This window comes from Variovorax sp. OK605, assembly GCF_900115445.1.
In the GTDB taxonomy this organism is placed as follows: domain Bacteria; phylum Pseudomonadota; class Gammaproteobacteria; order Burkholderiales; family Burkholderiaceae_C; genus Variovorax.
Genome location: NZ_FOWL01000002.1, coordinates 231232 through 250067, shown reverse-complemented (window position 1 = coordinate 250067; position 18836 = coordinate 231232). Strand labels below are relative to the sequence as shown.

The following is an 18836-nucleotide window of genomic DNA, read 5'->3' as shown; positions in this document are numbered from 1 at the left end:
CTACTGCAGGTAGCTTTCCGCCAGCAGCGCCCAGTAGGCCGCGCCGATCGGCAGGTTGCTGTCGTTGAAGTCGTAGCCGGGGTTGTGCACCATGCAGCCGCCGTGCTCGCCCGGCGCGCCGTTGCCGATGAACAGGTAGCAGCCGGGCTTCTTCTCCAGCATGAAGGCGAAGTCTTCGCTGCCCGTGACGGCCGGGCCCTGCGGCTCGACATGCGCCTCGCCCACCAGCTCGTAGCCGATGCGGCGCGCGAACTCGGTTTCATCCGGCGTGTTCACCAGCACCGCATAGCCCTTGCGGTAGTCGACGTGCGCCTTCACGCCGAAGCTCTCGGCCTGCGCGTTGACGATGGCCTTGACCCGCTTCTCGAGCAGCACGCGCATCTCGCGGTTCAGCGAGCGTACGCTGATCTCCAGCGTGCAGGTCTCGGGAATCACGTTGTTGGCCTTGCCGGCGTGGATGGCGCCCACGGTGACGATGGTCATCTCCTGCGGATCGGCGTTGCGCGAGACGATGGTCTGCAGCGCCATCACGATGCTGGAGGCCGCCACGATCGGGTCGGCCGTGCGGTGCGGCATGGCGCCGTGGCCGCCCACGCCGGTGAGCGTGACGGTGGCGTAGTCCGACGAGGCCATGGCCGCGCCTTCGCGGAACACCAGGTCGCCCTGCTTGCGGCCCGGCGAGTTGTGCATGGCGTACACCGCGTCGCACGGGTACTTGTCGAACAGGCCGTCCTCCATCATCTTCACGGCGCCGCCCATGCCCTCTTCGGCCGGCTGGAAGATCAGGTTCAGCGTGCCCGAGAACTCGCCGTGCTGCGCCAGGTACTTGGCCGCGCCCAGCAGCATCGCCGTGTGGCCGTCGTGGCCGCAGGCGTGCATGATGCCGGGCCGCCCGCTGCGGTAGGCCAGGCCCGTCTTCTCCTCGATGGGCAGCGCGTCCATGTCGGCGCGGATGCCGATGGCGCGCGTGCCGCCGCCGCGCTTCAGGCGGCCCACGAGCCCGGTCACGCCGAGGCCGCGCTCGACCTCGTAGCCCCACGCCGTGAGGCGCTCGGCGACCAGGTCGCTGGTGCCGAACTCCTCGAAGCCGAGCTCGGGGTTCTGGTGAATCTGCTGGCGCACCGTCACGAATTCGGCGGCGTGCTTTCTCATGTACTCGAGGTAGTGCTGTGCGTTCTGGGGCATCGTGTGCTCTGGTTCGGTGGAAGGAAAAAGCGGGTCGCTCAGGGCCGCAGCGCCATGGTGGCGGGCAGCCGGGTCCATGGCAGGTCGGCCGGGTCGGCGGCCATCGGGCCCGGGGCCTTGGCCACGAGGATGGTGCTGGCAATGGGCGCGAAGTCGGCGCGGAAGTGCACCGAGCTCTTGTTCACCAACACCTTCATCGCCTCGGGCTCGATGCCCAGGTAGCGGAAGAACTCGCGGTCGAGCATCTGGCTCTTGCCGCTGGCCACGGCAATGCGCACGCCGTCGATCTCCAGGCAGGCGCTCGGGCCCAGCGACACCGTGCCGCCGCGCGACATCGGTCCCTTGCCCTGCACCTGGCCGTCGCTGAGCGCGGTCACGGTGAACACGCCTTCGACCGGCGCGTCGCTGAACTGGCCGCCCCACGTGGGCACCGAGGTGCCGAGCGCGATGCGGATCTGCGCGCCCACGCCGGCCTTGTGCGCGGCGGCCGCGGCCGCCGGGTCGAACATCAGCCCCAGCGCCACCTGGCCCGGGTAGCGCTGGCCCGCGCCCTCGGCCAGCAGCGCGTGCAGCATGCCGGTGGTGTTGCTGTCGGCGCCCGCGCCGGGGTTGTCCTGCGTGTCGGCGATCACGACCGGCTGGCTCGCGCCTTCGGCCAGTTCGAGCGCGCGCGCCACGGCCGCACGCGGCTCCAGCACCTCGAGCCGCCACTGCGAGCGCGGCTGGTCGATGCGCTCGTACAGCGCGGCCACGGCCGCGCCGGCGTCGTCGCCGTAGCCCCACACCACCGGGCCGCACTCGGCGATGTCGGCGGCCGGGAAGCCGGTGGCAAAGCTCAGCACCGCGTCGTGCTTCGCGTCGAGTTCCTTCAGCAGCCCGTACACCGACGCGGCCGGCTCGATCATGGTCGACTGCACGTTCAGCGGCAGCAGGAAGGTGAAGCGCCGCGCGTGCAGCGGCTCGCGCGCGCCGCGCGCCATGCGGCGCTCCAGCAGCGTGGCCGCGAGCCGGCCGGTGTCGGCCATGTCGATGTGCGGGTAGGTGCGGTAGGTGGCCAGCGCGTCGGCCTCGGCCAGCATCTGCGCGGTGATGTTGCCGTGCAGGTCCAGGCTCGCGACGATGGGCACACCGGGGCCCACCAGCGTGCGGATGCGCGCGATCAGTTCGCCCTCGGGGTCTTCGAGGTGCTCGGTCACGGCCGCGCCGTGCAGGTCGAGGTACACCGCGTCGATGCCGCCATTGGCCAGCGCCGCGGCCAGGTCCTCGGTGATGGCGCCCGAGATGCGCTCGAAGGCGTCCTCGGTCACGTGCGCGGACGGCGTGGCGCCGGCCCAGGCCGAGGGCACCAGCGACCAGCCCTTTTCCTTCGCCGCGTCGATGAAGCCGCCGACCGGGATGTTGCGGCCCGCGTAGGCCTCGACGATCGCCGCGCCGCGCCGGTACGGCGGAAAGCTCGAGCCCGCGTTGAACGCGGCCCAGTCGGCCTTGCTGGGCGCGAAGGTGTTGGTCTCGTGCTGGAAACCGGCGATGAAGACTTTCATGGATTCCTTGTCGTGGGGTGAAGCAATGAACGGGGCGCAGCCCTAGCTGCGCGCGAAAGCGAAGTCGCGCCCGGGCGCAGCAGCCAACAGTTTGCGCGTGTATGCATGCTGCGGTGCAAAGAACACCTCGCTCACGGCGCCGCGCTCCACGATCTCGCCCTGGCTCATGACGATCACGTTGTCGCAGATCTGGCTGGCCACGCGCAGGTCGTGGGTGATGAAGAGAATGCCGATCTTCAGCCGCTGCTGGATCTCGTCGAGCAGCCGAAGAATCTGCGCCTGCACCGACACGTCGAGCGCGGACACCGCCTCGTCGGCGATCAGCACCTTGGGCTCGCAGGCCAGCGCGCGCGCAATCGAGATGCGCTGGCGCTGCCCGCCCGAGAACTCGCTCGGGTAGCGGCGCAGCGCGTCGGGCGACAGGCGCACCAGCCGCATGAGTTCCTCGGCGCGGGCCCAGGCCTCGGCGTGCGGCGTGCCGAAGTTCACCGGCCCTTCGACGATGGATGCCCCCACCGTCTGGCGCGGGTTCAGCGAGCGGTACGGGTCCTGGAAGATCACCTGCACCGTGCGCCGAAACGGCGACAGCGCGCGGCCCGTGGCGTGCGCCACCGAGCGGCCGTCGGCAAAAATGTCGCCCGAGGTCGGATCGATCAGCCGCGCAATGCAGCGCGCCACCGTCGACTTGCCCGAGCCCGACTCGCCCACGATGCCCACGGTTTCGCCGGGCCGCACGGCCAGCGACACGTCGCGCGCGGCCTTCACCGTGCGGCGCTTGCCCGGCCAGCTGCCGGTGACGTAGGTCTTGCAGATGTTCACCGCATTCAGCAGCGGATAGGCGTCGGCCACCGGCGCTCGCTTGTGCGCCGACAGCTCGGGCACCGCGTCGAGCAGCATCTGCGTGTAGGGCTCGCGCGGCGCGGTGAGCACCGCCATCTTGTCGCCCTTCTCGATCATGGCGCCCAGCTGCAGCACCACCACCTCGTCGGCGATCTCGGCCACCACGCCGAAGTCGTGCGTGATGAACAGCACCGCCGTGCCGTTCTCGGTCTGCAGCTCCAGGATGAGCTTGAGGATCTCGGCCTGCGTGGTCACGTCCAGCGCGGTGGTCGGCTCGTCGCAGATGAGCAGCGCGGGCTTCAGGATGAGCGCCATCGCGATCACGATGCGCTGGCGCTGCCCGCCCGAGAGCTGGTGCGGGTACGAGGCATAGATGCGCTCGGGCTCGGGCAGCCGCACGCGCGCCATGATCGCCAGGATCTTCTGCCGCCGCTCGGCCGCGCCCATGGACACGTGCTGCGCGAGCATCTCGTCGACCTGCGCGCCGCAGGTCATCACGGGGTTGAGCGCGGTCATGGGCTCCTGGAACACCATGGCCATCGACGGGCCGCGCAGCGCGCGCAGCCGCGCCTGCGGCGCCGCCAGCAGGTTCTCGCCCTGCAGCGCGATGGTGCCGCGCACGGGCACGTGCCCCGGCGGCAGCAGCCCCATCACGGCGTTGGCGATGACCGACTTGCCCGAGCCCGATTCGCCGAGCAGGCAGACGATCTTGCCGGGCGGCACGTCGAAGGAAATGTGGTCGACCGCATGCGCGCGGTCGCCGCCGGGCGGCAATGCGATGGCCAGGTCGCGCACGGAAAGAACCGGCAGGACAGGGGTGGGGTTCGTCATGGCTCAGCCTCCGCGCTTGTTGAACTTGGGGTCGAGCGTGTCGCGCAGGCCGTCGCCCAGGATGTTCACGGCCAGCACCGTGAGCGCCAGGAAGATGCCCGGGAACAGCACGTTGTGCGGGAACTGGTTGAACTGCGCGCGGCCCTCGGCCATGATGTTTCCCCAGGTCGCCATGTCCGCCGGCAGGCCCACGCCGAGGAACGACAGGATCGCCTCGACCAGGATGGCGGACGCGCACACGTAGGTCGCCTGGATGATCAGCGGCGCAATGGCGTTCGGCAGGATGTGCCGCACCAGGATCTTCCAGGTCGGCGTGTCCAGCGCGATGGCCGCTTCCACGTACGGCTCCTCGCGCACCGTGAGCACCACCGAGCGCACCAGCCGCGCCACGCGCGGGATCTCGGGCACCGCAATGGCCACCACCACCGTGAGCAGCTTGCCGCCGAACAGCGCCACCAGGCTGATCGCGAACAGGATGCCGGGAATGGCCATGACGCCGTCCATGAGCCGCATGACGGCGCTGTCGATGCGCCGGAAGTAGCCGCCCAGCAGCCCCACCAGCATGCCGAACACCACCGCCAGCGCGGCCACCGCGATGCCCACGGTGAGCGACACGCGCGCGCCGTACAGCGTGCGGCTCCAGATGTCGCGGCCCAGGCTGTCGGTGCCCATGACGAACAGGTGCTCGAAGGTGTCGCCGGCCAGGCTGTTGAACTCGCCGCGCGTGCCCGGCAGGATGTTCGAGCTGCCGGGGTCGATGGCGGTCGGGTCGATGGTGCCGAGCCACGGCGCGGCCAGCGCGATGAGCACCAGCAGCACCAGCACGCCGCCGCCGGCGCGCACCGACCCGTTGGCCAGGATGCGCTTGAGCAGCGAGCGGCGCCTGGGCGGCGGCAGTGCCTCCACGGCGCCGTCGGATGCAGGCCCCGGGGGGGCGAGGGAAAGAGACGAATCGGTCATGGTATTTCTTCGTGGCGGTTCAATACCGGATGCGGGGGTCGAACACCAGGTAGCTCACATCGATCAGCAGATTGATGAGCACATAGATGACGGAGAAGAACAGCGTGATGCCCTGGATCAGCGGAAAGTCGCGCGAGAGCACCGCGTCGACCGTGAGCTGGCCGAGCCCCGGAATGGCGAACACCGTCTCGGTGACCACCACGCCGCCGATGAGCAGCGCAATGCCGATGCCGATCACCGTGACGATGGGAATCGCCGCGTTGGCCAGCGCATGGCGCATCAGCAGGCGCGTCTCCGATATGCCCTTGGCGCGCGCCGTGCGGATGTAGTCCTCGGTCATGGCCTCGGCCACCGCCGCGCGCGTGACGCGCGCGATCAGCGCCACGTAGATGATCGACAGCGTGATCGACGGCAGGATCAGGTGCTTGAGCCACAGCAGCGGCCCCTGGCTCAGCCGCGCGTAGCCCTGCACCGGCAGCCACTGCAGGTGCAGCGCGAAGATCCAGATGAGCACGTAGCCGATGACGAAGGCGGGTATCGAGAAACCCATCACCGAGAAGCCCATGAGCATGCGGTCGAGCCACCCGCCATGGCGCCACGCGGCGATCACGCCCAGCGGCACCGCGATGAGGATGGTGACCACCAGCGTCACCGCGGCCAGCGACACCGTGGCCTCGATGCGCTGGCCGATCAGCTCGGTCACGGTCTTCTTCATGAAGTACGACTCGCCCAGGTTGCCCTGCAGCAGCTGCGCGCTCCAGTGGAAGAACTGCACGGGCAGCGACTGGTTCAGGCCCAGCTGCTCGCGCACCCTGGCGATGTTCTCGCTGGTGCCGCTGTCGCCCACGATGGCGGCCGCGGGGTCGCCGGGCGCGAGCCGCAGCATCAGGAAGACGATCAGCGCGACGATGACGAGCACCGGCACGGTCGAGAGAATGCGGCGTGCAAGAAAGAGCAGCATGGGCGGGTCCCGTGAGGCGGGCTCAGTTCTTCTTCAGGTTCCAGAACACGCCGACCGGCGAGCGCACCACGCCGCTCACCACGCCCTTGCGGTAGGCCGTGAGCGGCTTGTATTCGCCGATGGGCGCGTAGATGCCGGTGTCGTACACGCGCTGCTGGATGGCCGTGGCCAGTTCCTTGCGCTTGGGTTCGTCGGCCGTGGCGAGGAACTCCGACTTCAGCTGCTCGAGCTTGTCGTCGGTGGCCCAGCCGAACCAGCCCTTGTCGCCGGTGCCGGTGAGCGGTGCGAAGAACATCGGGTTCATGTTGTCGGCAATGCCCCAGCCGGTGATGAAGAGGTTCCAGCCGCCGTTGGTGACCGGGTCTTTCTTGGCGCGGCGCGTGACCAGCGTGGGCCAGTCCATCGACTGCATGTCGACGTTGAAGCCGGCCTGCTTGAGCAGCTGCGCCATCACCGGCGGAAACTTGTTGAGCACCGCGAAGTCGGCCGGGAACATCAGCACCACGGGCTTGCCGTCATAGCCGGCTTCCTTCAGCAGCGCCTTGGCCTTCTCGAACTGCGGCTTGCCGGTGAAGTAGCCGGTCTTGTCGGTCGCGAAGGTCGAGCCGCACGGGTAGATGGAGGCGCAGCTGTTGTACAGCTCCTTGTGCACCAGCTGGGCGCGCATGAGCGCCTCCTGGTTGATGGCCATGAACGCGGCCTGCGCGATCTTCGGGTTGTCGAAGGGTGGGATCAGGTGGTTCAGGTGCAGCGCGAACGAGCCCTTGGACACCGGGCTGTCGAGCGTGATGGCGGGGTTGTTCTTCAGCGCCGTGTACTGCTCGGAGGGCACCCACTCGATCATGTCGACCTCGCCGTTGGCCAGCGCGTTGGCCTGCGTCTGCGCGTCCTTCAGGATGATCCATTCCATGCGGTCGACGTACACGTTCTTGCCGCCGGCGGTGCCCGAGGGCGCCTCGGTGCGCGGCACGTACCTGGTGTTCTTCAGGTAGACGATCTTCTCGCCGGGGCGGTACTCGTCCTTCTTGAAGATGTACGGGCCCGAGCCGGTGGCGTCGTCGATCTGCTTGTCGGCGGGCGTGGCGGCCACGCGCGCGGGCATGATGAAAGGCGGGTTCGACGAAGGCTTGCTCAGCGCGTCGAGCACCATGCCGAAGGTGTCCTTGAACACCAGCTTGAAGGTGTTGGCGTCGACCGCCTCGGCCTTGTCGAGCGCGGCGAACATCTTCTGGCCCAGGCCGTCGCGCTGGCCCCAGCGCTTGAGCGAGGCGAGCACGTCTTCCGAGGTGACGGGCTTGCCGTCGTGGAAGGCCAGGCTCTTGCGCAGCGTGAAGGTCCAGGTCTTGCCGTCGGGGCTGGTCGTGTACTTGTCGACCATCTGCGGATGCACCTTGCCCTGCTCGTCCACGCCGAACAACGTGTCGTAGACCATGTAGCCGTGGTTGCGCGTGATGAAGGCGGTGGTCCAGATCGGGTCGAGGATCTTCAGGTCGGACTGCGGCACCAGGCGCAGCACCTTGCCGGTGTCCTGCGCGAAGGTGGTGGCTGCCGCCGCGGCCAGCAGGGCGCCCGCGAAGATGGCTTTCAGTCGTCGTTTCGTCAGCATGGGTCAGTTCTCCGGTTGAAAAAGGGGGACGCGAAAACGGGCAACGCCAGGAACACATGCGTCGTGTGGCGTTGCGGAAAACAAGTCATGGAAACAAGGAGGCTCCGGAAGCGAACACGGACACCCCGCGCTCTGCGCGGCGTGCCCCTGCTGTCCTTTTGCCTGAGAGATTCACCCCGCGCGCACATCGCACAGGGCTTGCCCCTTCGGCGGCTGCCCTCGGTCCCTGCAACGGGTCCGGTCAGCGCTCTCCAGCGTTAGAAAAATCCAGTCTTGGGACCTGAGCGTTCTGGGCTATCGCCTTCGGTAATGCACTAACTCGAAGCATCGAGCCGGCATTTCTCCTGGATGGATTTCTCCAAAGCAGTTTGCGTGCCACTCGGCGCGATGCGCGTGGCCCTCCGCTGCGCGCACGGTGCGCGTGCGCCGCGCACACGGTGCGCCGTACGCCTTTGTATTTACTGCGGCCCGCCGCAGAAGCCCGCGCGCTCGGTGGTCTTCGCGGTGAAGCGGATGCGCGAGCTGACCGCGGCGCTCTGCGGTTCGTTCTGGCCCCACTCGGTCTGCAGCCACGTGTACTGCCAGTCGTACAGGCCACCGGGTTTCGCGGCTTCGCCGTAGGCGATGCGCAGGCTGCCGTTGCTCTCGTCGTGGCAGTGCCTGGAGGTCTTGTATTCCTTCTCGCTGAAGCAGGCGCGGATCATCTTGAAGCACGAGAAGGGAATGTCTTCGTGCACGGCCTTGCCGTCCTCGAGCGGCACGAAGTCGGCGGTGTCGAACGAGGCGCCGCCGCCCGAGTACATCTCCGACACGGTCTGCAGCACGGCCACCGCCCACTTGCCTTCGGCCAGCGGATAGAGCGCGGGCGCGAGCGACAGGCGGGTCTCGGGCGCGCCCGCGTTGTCCTCCTTCCTGACGGACTCGGCGTAGGCCGGGAATTCGTACATGCGGTCGAGCTGCCAGCCCTTCGCGTCGGTGGTGCGCTTGACGCGCGCCATGGCCAGCGGCTGCGCGGAGAGCACGACGAAATCGCCCGGCGTTGCGCCGCGTGGGCGGTACAGGCCCAGCTGCTGCACGTCGCACGGCTGCGGCAGCAGGGCGCACAGGCGCGCACGCCATTGCGCATCGACCGACTCGGGCTTCTTCACCACCTCGAACACCTGCGCGGACGGCGCGGCGAGCATCGGGCCGGCGAACAACGACACGAGGAGACCGGTGGCGAGCAGCTTTTTCATGGAGCCGAATGGTAGCCACGGCGGGCGCCTTTCGTGCGGCCGGCTGCACAAGCTCGCTTGGTACAGTCGGCCGCGACCATGAACCCACCTACCCCCCTCCTCCAGATCGGCGCGCTCGGCTTCGCGTACCCCGGCCAGCCCGCCATCGCCTCGAACTGGAGCGCCGCCATCGGCCCCGGCGTGACGCTGCTGTACGGCGACACCGGCGCGGGCAAGTCGGCGCTGCTGCAGGTGATCGCGGGCGCGCTGCCCGCCACCGGCGAGCTGAGCGTGGCGGGCACCAGCCTGGCCGCGTCGCCCGAGGCCTATCGCCGCAACGTCTTCTTCGTCGACCCGTCCACCGACCGATTCGACCAGGCCACGGTGCACCAATGCACCGCCGCGCTGCGCGAGGGCGACGCGGGCTTCGACGACGCCCGCTGGCAGGCGCTGGTCGAAGGCTTCTCGCTGACCCCGCACCTGGAGAAGTCGATGTTCATGCTGTCGACCGGCTCCAGACGCAAGGTGTGGCTGGCCGCCGCCCTCGCCTCGAGCCGCCCGCTGGTGCTGCTGGACGAGCCCGCGGCCGCGCTGGACGCGGGTTCGGTGCGCTGCCTGTGGCGTTCGCTGTGCGAACTGGCCGAAGCGGGCACGCAGAGGGCCTTCCTGGTCGCCAGCGCCGAGCGCATCGACACCGTGCCGCTGGCGGCCACCATCGAGCTGCCGCTCCCCTGAAACCCCATTGACAAGGCGCCCGTGGGGGTGATCGCCCCTCGGGCGGACGAAACAGGTCGCCGACGGGCGACAATCGCGGATTCCGGCGGCCGATCCCGCCAGAAGTTTTCCAGCCAACCCGACAACCAGCATCTACGGAAGCAAGCGCATGAGCTCGAAGCAACCCACCATCGTCTACACCCTCACCGACGAGGCGCCCCTGCTGGCGACCTACGCGTTTTTGCCCATCATCCGCGCCTTCACCAACCCGGCCGGCATCAATGTCACCACGAGCGACATCTCCGTGGCCGCCCGCGTCCTGGGTGAATTCCCCGAATTCCTGAGCGACGCGCAGAAGGTGCCCGACAACCTCAGCGAACTCGGCAAGCTCACGCTGCAGGCCGACGCCAACATCATCAAGCTGCCCAACATCAGCGCCTCGGTGTCGCAGCTCAAGGCGGCGATCAAGGAACTGCAGGGCAAGGGCTACAAGATCCCCGATTACCCCGAGAGCCCGTCCACGGACGAGGACAAGGACATCCGCGCGCGCTACAACAAGTGCACGGGCAGCGCCGTGAACCCGGTGCTGCGCGAAGGCAACTCCGACCGCCGCGCGCCCAATGCCGTCAAGGAATACGCACGCAAGAACCCGCACAGCATGGCCGACTGGAGCCAGGCCTCGCGCTCGCACGTGTCGCACATGCACGGCGGCGACTTCTATCACGGCGAAAAGTCCATGACCCTGGACCGCGCGCGCAACGTGAAGATGGAGCTGATCACCAAGAGCGGCAAGACCATCGTGCTCAAGCCCAAGATCGCGCTGCTGGACCGCGAAGTGATCGACTCCATGTTCATGAGCAAGAAGGCGCTGCTGGCCTTCTATGAAAAGGAGATCGAGGACGCGCACAAGACCGGCGTCATGTTCTCGCTGCACGTCAAGGCCACCATGATGAAGGTCTCGCACCCCATCGTGTTCGGCCACTGCGTGAAGATCTTCTACAAGGAAGCCTTCGAGAAACACGGCAAGCTGTTCGACGAGCTGGGCATCAACGTCAACAACGGCATGGTCGACCTGTACACCAAGATCGCCACGCTGCCCCAGAGCACGCAGGACGAGATCAAGCGCGACCTGCACGCCTGCCACGAGAACCGCCCCGAGCTGGCCATGGTCGACTCGGCCAAGGGCATCACCAACTTCCATTCGCCCAACGACGTGATCGTGGACGCCTCGATGCCCGCGATGATCCGCAACGGCGGCAAGATGTGGGGCGCCGACGGCCGCCTGAAGGACGTCAAGGCCGTGATGCCCGAGTCGACCTTCGCCCGCATCTACCAGGAGATCATCAACTTCTGCAAGTGGCACGGCGCCTTCGACCCCAAGACCATGGGCACGGTGCCCAACGTGGGCCTCATGGCCCAGAAGGCCGAGGAGTACGGCTCGCACGACAAGACCTTCGAGATCCCGGAAGACGGCGTTGCCAACATCACCGACCTGGACAGCGGCGAAGTGCTGATGAGCGAGGACGTGGAGCAAGGCGACATCTGGCGCATGTGCCAGGTCAAGGACGCCGCGATCCGCGACTGGGTCAAGCTGGCCGTCACCCGCGCGCGCAACTCCGGCATGCCGGTGGTGTTCTGGCTGGACGCCTACCGCCCGCACGAGGCGCAGCTGATCACCAAGGTCAAGATGTACCTGCACGAGCACAACACCTCGGGCCTGGACATCCAGATCATGAGCCAGGTGCGCGCCATGCGCTACACGCTGGAACGCGTCGTGCGCGGCCTGGACACCATCAGCGCCACCGGCAACATCCTGCGCGACTACCTGACCGACCTGTTCCCCATCATGGAACTGGGCACCTCGGCCAAGATGCTGTCCATCGTGCCCCTGATGGCCGGCGGCGGCCTGTACGAGACCGGCGCGGGCGGCTCGGCCCCCAAGCACGTGCAGCAACTGGTCGAGGAGAACCACCTGCGCTGGGACTCGCTGGGTGAATTCCTGGCGCTGGCCGTGAGCCTGGAAGACCTGGGCCTGAAGACGGGCAACAAGCAGGCCGCCATCCTGGCCAGGACGCTCGACACCGCCACCGGCAAGCTGCTGGACAACAACAAGAACCCGTCGCCCAAGACCGGCCAGCTGGACAACCGCGGCAGCCAGTTCTACCTGGCCATGTACTGGGCCCAGGAACTGGCCGCGCAGACCGAAGACAAGGATCTGCAAGCCAAGTTCAAGAAGCTGGCCGAGACGCTCACGTCCAACGAGCAGAAGATCGTCGACGAGCTCGCAGCCGTGCAGGGCAAGGCCGTGGACATCGGCGGCTACTACCTGGCCGACCCCGAGAAGTACTCGGCCGTGATGCGTCCGAGCGCAACGCTCAACGCCACCCTGGCGTCGGCACAAGCCTGACGCCACGACGAGCCCTGGGACGGCAGCAACTGCCGCTCCCCGGCTCTCCCTCCTCCAGCGGGTGCGGGACTAGACTCCACGTCCCTCCATCCGCTGGCAAGGCAGGCCCCCCATGAAAACCTGGCTCATTCCCGCCGTGCTGGCCGTTGCCGGCGCCGCCCATGGCGCCCAAAGCTGCGACGACCTGCGCACCCAGATCGAATCGAAGATCGCCGCCGCCGGCGTGGCGCGCTTCACCGTGTCCGTGGTCGATGCCAACGCACCGGCCAGCGGGCAGGTGGTGGGCAGCTGCGAGCTGGGCAGCAAGAAGGTCGTCTACGAAAAAGGCGTCGGAGAACCGAGGCCGGACGCGGGCGGCGCGCCGGCACCGTCGCGCGAGCCCATGCTCACCGAATGCAAGGACGGCACAGTGTCCGTCGGCGGCGATTGCCGCAAGCCGCAATAGCCCGGCCAGCCCGGGCCAGCCCGGGCCGACCTGGGGCTAGTTGCAGGCCTCGGGGTTGAGCAGCCCCCGTTGCATCGCCTCGCGCACCGCCTGTGCGCGCGTCTTCACCGCCAGCTTGCGGTAGATGTTCTTCACCTGCGCATCGACCGTGTGCAGCGAGCGGTAGCTCGTCTCGGCGATCTCGCGGTTGCTCAGGCCTTGCGAAATCATGCGCAGCACCTTGAGTTCGCGCGGAGACAGCGAACCGCGTCCGCGCTCCGGGCTCGCCGGCGCCGCCGCGCGCGCGCGCCTGGCCTTCGGTGGCGCCGAGGCCGCGGCCTCGGCCGGCGGCTCGGCCCCGGACGAGCGCTTCGTCTCCAGGATGCGCCGTGCAATGCGCGCGGCCGTGGCCGAGTCGCCTTCGGCGATCAGGCGCATCAGGAAGGCCAGCTCCACCTCGTTCGCGTCGGAGAACATCGAACCCACGATGCTCGCGGCCGCGGCCGAATCGGCCGGCAGCACGTCGTCGCCGAGCGCGTGCGCGAGGCCTGCGTCGCGCTCCCAGGCGGGGAAGCCGGCGGGCAATGCGCTGCCGGGTGTGGCGGCTTGCGGCGGCGCGCTCCAGTGGCCCGGCTGCATCGCGCGGGCCGCCCGGTACAGCTGCGCGCCCGGCGCCGCGATGGTGTTGTTCTTGCGAAAGACTTCCGGCTTCAGCAGCGCCGGCGACAGCGGCATCCTCGGGCTTGCCGCGCTCACCGACACGCTCGCGCGGCTCGCGCCGTCGCCCGGGTACATCGCGCCGAGCACGCACATCTGGTCGATGAGCCGCGTGCGTTCCCGCAGCGCCACGAGCCGCGCCCGCGCACCCCAGCGCTTCACGCCCAGGCTGCGCCGGAAGATCTTGCCGCGCCCCGCGATGCCCTTCGCCAGCCAGCGCAGCGGCCGCCCTTCGAGCGCCGCCCCGCCGGCGGCGCTGGTGCGATAGCGGCTTGCCAACCGCAGGGCAACCCGCCCGATCTTTCCCGTGGACATGTCTGTCTCGCCCCCTCAAGAATGAAGTGAAGCTGCGTATTGACCGGTACTCGCCCAGGGCAAACCGCGCACGCGTGGACTTGCTGCCACGTCTGCAGGGAGATTGCGTGCACGCGCCGGACGGCCTTGACCGTGCGTCTCACTTCTTGAGAGAATCCGCCAGATTTCCGGGAATTTTTGGCACTTTTGTCTTATTTGTAGGTTTTTTGACGGTCTTCACGCCGTTTTTTGAACATCTTTGATGGGCTTGCGCGACCTCGAAACCGGTGTCCGTTCCACGCTCCCGAACGGTCTTCCCTACAGCCACTTCAGCGTGCTGAACGAGCCGCCGGCCCGTCGGCTGCAGGCCTGGCGCGACCGCGTGGGCCACGTCATGGACGTCGTGCCCGTACCCGACGACAGCGGCCGCCCGTTTCACGCAGCCATCGACCGCTACGACATCGGCGACGTCGTCTTCACCGACTGCCGCTCCGACGCCATGCGGCTGGAGCGCTCGCTGGCGCGCATTTCCACCGACAAGGTGCGCGACTTCGCTTTCCACGTGTTCCTGGAGGGCGACGTCGAAGGCGTCACCGTGCGCTCGCCGGCCCGGCAAAAGGAAACGCCCCATTCGGCCAAGGTGATCGCGCTCGACATGGGCCAACCCGTGCGCATGCAGCGCAACGACTGCCGGGTGCTGACCTTCTTCGTGCCCGGCTCGCTGGTGAACGAAGTCTTTCCCGACCCCGAGGCCATCCACGGCCGCGTGATGCCGCAGCACACGCCACTCGCGCGGCTGGCCCTGGCCCAGGTCGAGGCGCTGGGCCGCGACATCTCGCACATGAGCGCCCTCATGGCCGAGAACGCCGTGCGTTCGAGCGCGCAGCTGCTGCTGGCCGGTTTCGGCAAGGAAGCCCGCCTGAGCGGCGACGCGCGCGCCGCCGCGCGCGCGGCCATGTTCGGCCAGGTGCGGCGCTACGTGCAGGCCAACCTGCACCGCGCCGACCTGTCGCCCGAGCAGGTGCTGGCCGCGCTGCACCTGCCGCGCCCCACCCTGTACCGGCTGTTCCAGCACGAAGGCGGCCTGGGCGCGTACATCCGCCACCTGCGCCTGCGCCATGCGGCCGACGACCTCGCGCGCTACCCGCACATGATGGTCACGGACGTGGCGTACGGCGTGGGGTTCAAGAGCCCGTCGGATTTCACGCGGGCGTTTCGCCGGGCGTACGACGTGTCGCCGCAGGAGTTCAGGGCGTCGTCGGCAAGGCCTGCCTGAGAGCAGCCGCCGCCGGATGCGGCACCCGGCTACAGTCGCCCGGATGTTGCGTCGCGCCCTGCCTCTTCTTTGCCTGGCGATCCTTTGCCAGTCCGGCGCGCAGGCGCAGCAGGTGCAGGAGGTGCCCGACGGTGCACCGGCGAGCCAGGAAAGCGCCATCGGCTATGCCTCGCCGGACGCTGCCTTGAAAGCCCTGCAGGCAAAGCCGGGCGTGAACATCCGTGAAGAGAACGACTGGTTGGTGATCGACGACGCGAGCGAGATGACCTTGTGGTCCATCGCGACGCCCCAACACCCGGTGTACCCCACAGCCGTCAAGCGGAGCCTGGTCCAGGAAAACGGAACCATCGACATCCGGATGCACGTGCTCTGCGGCGCGAGCAAGGAGGGTTGCGACGATGTGGTGGAGCAGTTCCGGAAGATGAACGCGGGCCTTGCCGAGTCGCTGAACCGCAAGCGCTGAGGCGCATGGCTCGATGCCCGGCGCGCCGCCTGAGCCTCGAACCGTCCGCAGCCGCCGGACCGGAACCTACTTCGCCCCCACCACCCGCGCGATCCAAGCCAGCAGCACCGCCTCGACCTCGTCGCGGTTGGTCTCGTTCAGCGTCTCGTGCCGCGCACCGCCGAACACGTGGCACGACACATCGCGCAGCCCCGCCTCGCGGTAGCGCTGCACCAGCGGATAGAACCATTCGGCCTTGTTGCTGACCGGGTCCTCGTCGCCCACGAACAGGTACAGCGGCAGCTCGGGCCGGATGCGTTTCTGCATCGCGGCGGGCGCCAGGTCGGCAAGGTTCGCGAACATCGAGCCCATGCCTTCGGCCGAAACCGTGAAGCCACACAGCGGGTCGGCAATATAAGCGTCGACCTGTGCCGGGTCGCGGCTGAGCCAGTCGAAGGGCGTGCGCACGTCGGGCAGCGCGGCGTTCATGTCCTCGAGCTTGAAACCGCCCTGCAAGGCGGCGCCAAGCAGGTCGAGCGCGGAGGTGCCAGAGAGCACCGCGCCCGACAGCAGTTCGCTGTGCCTGACGAGGTAGTACTGCGTGGCGAAGGAGCCCATGCTGTGGCCGAGCAGGATCAGCGGCAGGCCCGGATGCACGCCGCGCACGTGGCGGCTCAGCAGCGCCATGTCGTCCACCAGCCCGGCGAACCCGCGCGGGCCGAACTCGCCCAGTTCGCCGCGCGCCGAAGCGCCCTTGCCGTGGCCGCGGTGCTCGTTCGAATAGACGACGTACCCGGCCTGCACCAGCGCCTGCGCCAGATGCCGATAGCGCAGCGAATGCTCGCCCATGCCGTGCGCCAGCTGGATGACGGCCCGCTGCGTCGCGCCCTGCCAGCGATGGGCCTCCACCGTGACGCCGTCGTTGGCGCTGAGGTCGAAGTGCGTCTCGGTGATCTGCATGCGGTGCTCCAGTGGAAAGGGACTGCCATCCTAGGCGGTGCCGGCTGGAGCGGGGGTCAGGGCTTTCCTGCTTGGGGTGCGCGGCGCGCGGCCAGCAGCCCGGCCATCGCCTTCAACGCCGCTTCAGGCGTCGGCTCGATCTGGATCGAGCAGGCCAGCATGAGGTTCAGCTGCTGGCCGAAGTCTTCGACCGCGATGCCGGTGCCGCTTTCGCGCAGCACGCCGTTCGCGTCCTTCTCGCATGCCAGCGCCGCCTGCGCGCGGTCCGCATAGCTGCCCTCCGCCACGCCGTAGGCCACCACGGGAATGGCCAGCGCAATGGCCGCGCCGACTTCGAACACCGTGCCGGAATCGGGCTCCAGGCCCCTGAAGCAGGCGAGGTTGGCGACGACACCGTCGGCACCGCGAAGGCGCTGCATGTTGGCTTCGTAGATCCGCTTCTCGGGCGTGTCGGAAGTCGTGTCTTCGTTGCCGTCGGCGGGCAGCAGGGCTGCGAGGCCGACCGCATCGCAAGCGGCGGCGAGCCGGACGAAATGGTCTCTGGCGTCGGGACGGAAGACGTCCGGGCCGGCCAGGTAGATGCGCGGACGCGACGGAATTTCGGGAGCTTCGACCATCGACGGAGCATCATCGATTTCCCGGGTCGACTCAAGGCTCAGCGGCGCTCCGCATTGCGCTTTGCTACAGCCAGGCTCAGCAACGCGTCTACGCGAGCGAATGGAATGGCGATTTGCCCGGCCGACTGTTTCGCACGCGCGAATGCCTGGTCCGCAAACCGGGGAAGTTGCTTTCGTCTGGCCAACGTGGCCATCGAGCCGAGGTCGATGAACCGGCGAGGGTCGTTCGAACTTGCGACCGCTTCTATTGCTTCTGGTAACAGGGACGCTGCCTGCGCATTTTTTCCCAGGACGAGGGACCGCCGAATCACTGTCGTCCAGACGCCCGCGCCGCCGCCGCGCACCGCCGCCTCATCGGCAGGGCTTGCCTTCGAAAGGTCGGTGGCCAGCAGCACGAACCAGATCCAGAACACCTCGCGGTTTTCAGGCGGCACCTTCGCCGCGATATCCGCAAAGATCTCGCCCAAGCCCGACCAATAGGCAGCAAACGCCAGATAGCAATGGTCGGACTGGAACGCGGGACCGCTTTGAACGTAACCGGCAGGCAAGGGGTTCTCACTCTTGCCCCGAGCCGCCTCGGCCTTTGGTGCAGATCGGTAGAGTTCGTGGCCGCGAAGGCACAGCGCGCGGGCAGCATCGCGATCACCGAGATCATGGAAGAGGACGGACAGCATGGCAAAGCCATAGAGTCCACGCGATGCTTGCGCGTCGAACTGCACAACCGCTCGTCGAGCCAGGTCGAGAGCGCCCTGATCGTCGCCGGCGGATCGTCGAATCGCTGCAAGCGTGGTGATGGCATTCACGGCCGTGACCTCATCGCCTGCGAGTTGAGCGATCGTTGCAGCTTCGAGCACGCGCAGCCTCTTGAAGCCGACGGCAGCGCCCTTCTGCTTGATCTCGAGCATGACGACACCGCTCCAGAGCGAAAACTTGATCCGGAAGTCGGGCAGTGCGTCCAGCATGCCGATCGCACCTTCCAGATCGCCGACCGTGAGGTAAGTCAGACCCGCATAGCTCATGTCGTTGGCGAGGTCGGCAGGAGGCCCCTTGTAAAAGGTCCAGTTGAAGGCCGCCGCCTTCAGCGCCGTTCTGGTCAACGCCACTTCGCCGAGCTGTGCCGCGAAATTGGCGATCTGCACCGCATACAGGTTCTGTTGGCGTTGCAGCACACTGGTTTCCACGCTCGTCTTCATGAGCTGCACGATCGCAGCGCGCGTGGCGTTGGGCTTCCTCGGCGTGCTCGGCTCAAGCGACCTGCTCGCGCGCTCGCTCGCTGGCGAGGGCTCGGCCCAGAAGCCCGAGGGGCCCATCTGCAGGTCGTCCAGTTGCTCTAGGACTTTCAGCAGGACAGGCATTGCCTGCGGCGAGGCAGCCGATGCCCCATCGGACAGCCCGAGGGCTCCGGGCGAAAGGTCCGCCGCGGCCGATGGCTTTTGCAAGGCCTTTCGCACGAGGGCCGCCGCTCGCAAGCTGGCACGAAGGTTGTCGCGCTGCATTGCTTCAGCGCCTGACAGCGAAGGTGGATAGAGCCTGTCGAGCAGCGCGGATGCCTCTGGAATATCAAAAATGCAAAACCGCCAGATCAGCCGGCGCAGGTCGGCATCGGCAAAGCTGGCGGCTTCCCGTGCCAGGGCAGCCACCTCATTTTCCGGTGAGCCGGGCGTTGCGGGTGCTGCGCTAGAGATCCTCAAGAACGCGGCCAACGGCCATGCAAGCACGCCCCGGCGGTGCAGAGTCAATCGAGCAACCATGGATTTCAAGAAGAGGTTCAGACCGAGGAATTGAATCACAGCGTCGGCCAGTCACCGCCGGGGAATCAGGCAAGAAACTCGCACGAAGCGGCTAAC

16 protein-coding genes and 1 riboswitch are annotated in these 18836 nt (G+C 67.8%); of the genes, 5 read left to right on the top strand and 11 right to left on the bottom strand.

Annotated elements, in window-relative coordinates:
• The 7 genes from BM013_RS05535 to BM013_RS05505 all read right to left on the bottom strand — a co-directional run bounded on the left by BM013_RS05535 (position 1) and on the right by BM013_RS05505 (position 9159).
• A complete protein-coding gene (locus tag BM013_RS05535; RefSeq protein ID WP_093125158.1) occupies positions 1-1185 on the bottom strand; it encodes a M20 aminoacylase family protein in 1185 nt (394 codons plus the stop codon).
• Positions 1186-1223: 38 nt separating this feature from the next.
• Positions 1224-2726 carry a M81 family metallopeptidase gene (locus tag BM013_RS05530; protein ID WP_093123880.1) on the bottom strand — a complete coding sequence of 501 codons (1503 nt, stop codon included), beginning with the start codon at positions 2724-2726 and terminating at the stop codon, positions 1224-1226.
• A 42-nt stretch (positions 2727-2768) separates the two neighbouring features.
• The gene (locus BM013_RS05525; protein ID WP_093123877.1) at positions 2769-4397 is read right to left on the bottom strand and encodes a dipeptide ABC transporter ATP-binding protein; all 1629 of its coding nucleotides are present in this window, start codon (positions 4395-4397) and stop codon (positions 2769-2771) included.
• Between the two features lie 3 nt (positions 4398-4400).
• Positions 4401-5357: an ABC transporter permease gene (locus tag BM013_RS05520; protein WP_093123875.1), complete on the bottom strand. Its 957-nt coding sequence runs from the start codon at positions 5355-5357 to the stop codon at positions 4401-4403.
• Positions 5358-5376: 19 nt separating this feature from the next.
• Entirely contained in the window at positions 5377-6318 is a 942-nt protein-coding gene (locus BM013_RS05515) for an ABC transporter permease (RefSeq protein ID WP_093123872.1), read from the bottom strand.
• 22 nt (positions 6319-6340) lie between these two features.
• Positions 6341-7924, bottom strand: a complete 1584-nt coding sequence (locus tag BM013_RS05510; RefSeq protein WP_093123869.1) for an ABC transporter substrate-binding protein — start codon at positions 7922-7924, stop codon at positions 6341-6343.
• 140 nt (positions 7925-8064) lie between these two features.
• A riboswitch (glycine riboswitch) is annotated at positions 8065-8189 on the bottom strand.
• Between the two features lie 193 nt (positions 8190-8382).
• Entirely contained in the window at positions 8383-9159 is a 777-nt protein-coding gene (locus BM013_RS05505; RefSeq protein ID WP_093123866.1) for a hypothetical protein, read from the bottom strand.
• Between the two features lie 78 nt (positions 9160-9237).
• Between BM013_RS05505 and BM013_RS05500 the strand changes: the two genes are divergently transcribed.
• From BM013_RS05500 to BM013_RS05490, 3 genes are all read left to right on the top strand, one after another.
• On the top strand, positions 9238-9873 hold the full coding sequence (locus BM013_RS05500) for an ABC transporter ATP-binding protein (RefSeq protein WP_093123864.1): 636 nt from the start codon (positions 9238-9240) through the stop codon (positions 9871-9873).
• Positions 9874-10021: 148 nt separating this feature from the next.
• Positions 10022-12259 (top strand): NADP-dependent isocitrate dehydrogenase, encoded by a 2238-nt coding sequence (locus BM013_RS05495; RefSeq protein ID WP_093123861.1) that lies wholly within the window; start codon positions 10022-10024, stop codon positions 12257-12259.
• A 112-nt stretch (positions 12260-12371) separates the two neighbouring features.
• Positions 12372-12704 (top strand): DUF1161 domain-containing protein, encoded by a 333-nt coding sequence (locus BM013_RS05490; protein WP_093123859.1) that lies wholly within the window; start codon positions 12372-12374, stop codon positions 12702-12704.
• Between the two features lie 36 nt (positions 12705-12740).
• Here BM013_RS05490 and BM013_RS05485 read toward each other — a convergent pair whose 3' ends face one another.
• Positions 12741-13715, bottom strand: coding sequence for a helix-turn-helix transcriptional regulator (locus BM013_RS05485; RefSeq protein ID WP_093123857.1), 975 nt, complete (start codon positions 13713-13715; stop codon positions 12741-12743).
• A 241-nt stretch (positions 13716-13956) separates the two neighbouring features.
• Between BM013_RS05485 and BM013_RS05480 the strand changes: the two genes are divergently transcribed.
• Positions 13957-14970, top strand: coding sequence for an AraC family transcriptional regulator (locus tag BM013_RS05480; RefSeq protein WP_093123855.1), 1014 nt, complete (start codon positions 13957-13959; stop codon positions 14968-14970).
• A 43-nt stretch (positions 14971-15013) separates the two neighbouring features.
• Complete coding sequence (locus BM013_RS05475; RefSeq protein WP_143098233.1) at positions 15014-15433, top strand: hypothetical protein; 420 nt, start codon at positions 15014-15016, stop codon at positions 15431-15433.
• A 66-nt stretch (positions 15434-15499) separates the two neighbouring features.
• Here the strand turns inward: BM013_RS05475 and BM013_RS05470 are convergent, their stop codons facing one another.
• Genes BM013_RS05470 through BM013_RS05460 form a run of 3 tightly spaced genes read right to left on the bottom strand, consistent with a single transcriptional unit; the run spans position 15500 to position 18779 of the window.
• Complete coding sequence (locus BM013_RS05470) at positions 15500-16372, bottom strand: alpha/beta hydrolase (RefSeq protein WP_093123850.1); 873 nt, start codon at positions 16370-16372, stop codon at positions 15500-15502.
• A gap of 56 nt (positions 16373-16428) precedes the next feature.
• Complete coding sequence (locus BM013_RS05465; protein WP_093123847.1) at positions 16429-16989, bottom strand: nucleoside 2-deoxyribosyltransferase; 561 nt, start codon at positions 16987-16989, stop codon at positions 16429-16431.
• Positions 16990-17027: 38 nt separating this feature from the next.
• Complete coding sequence (locus BM013_RS05460) at positions 17028-18779, bottom strand: hypothetical protein (protein WP_143098232.1); 1752 nt, start codon at positions 18777-18779, stop codon at positions 17028-17030.
• Between the last annotated feature and the right edge of the window lie 57 nt (positions 18780-18836).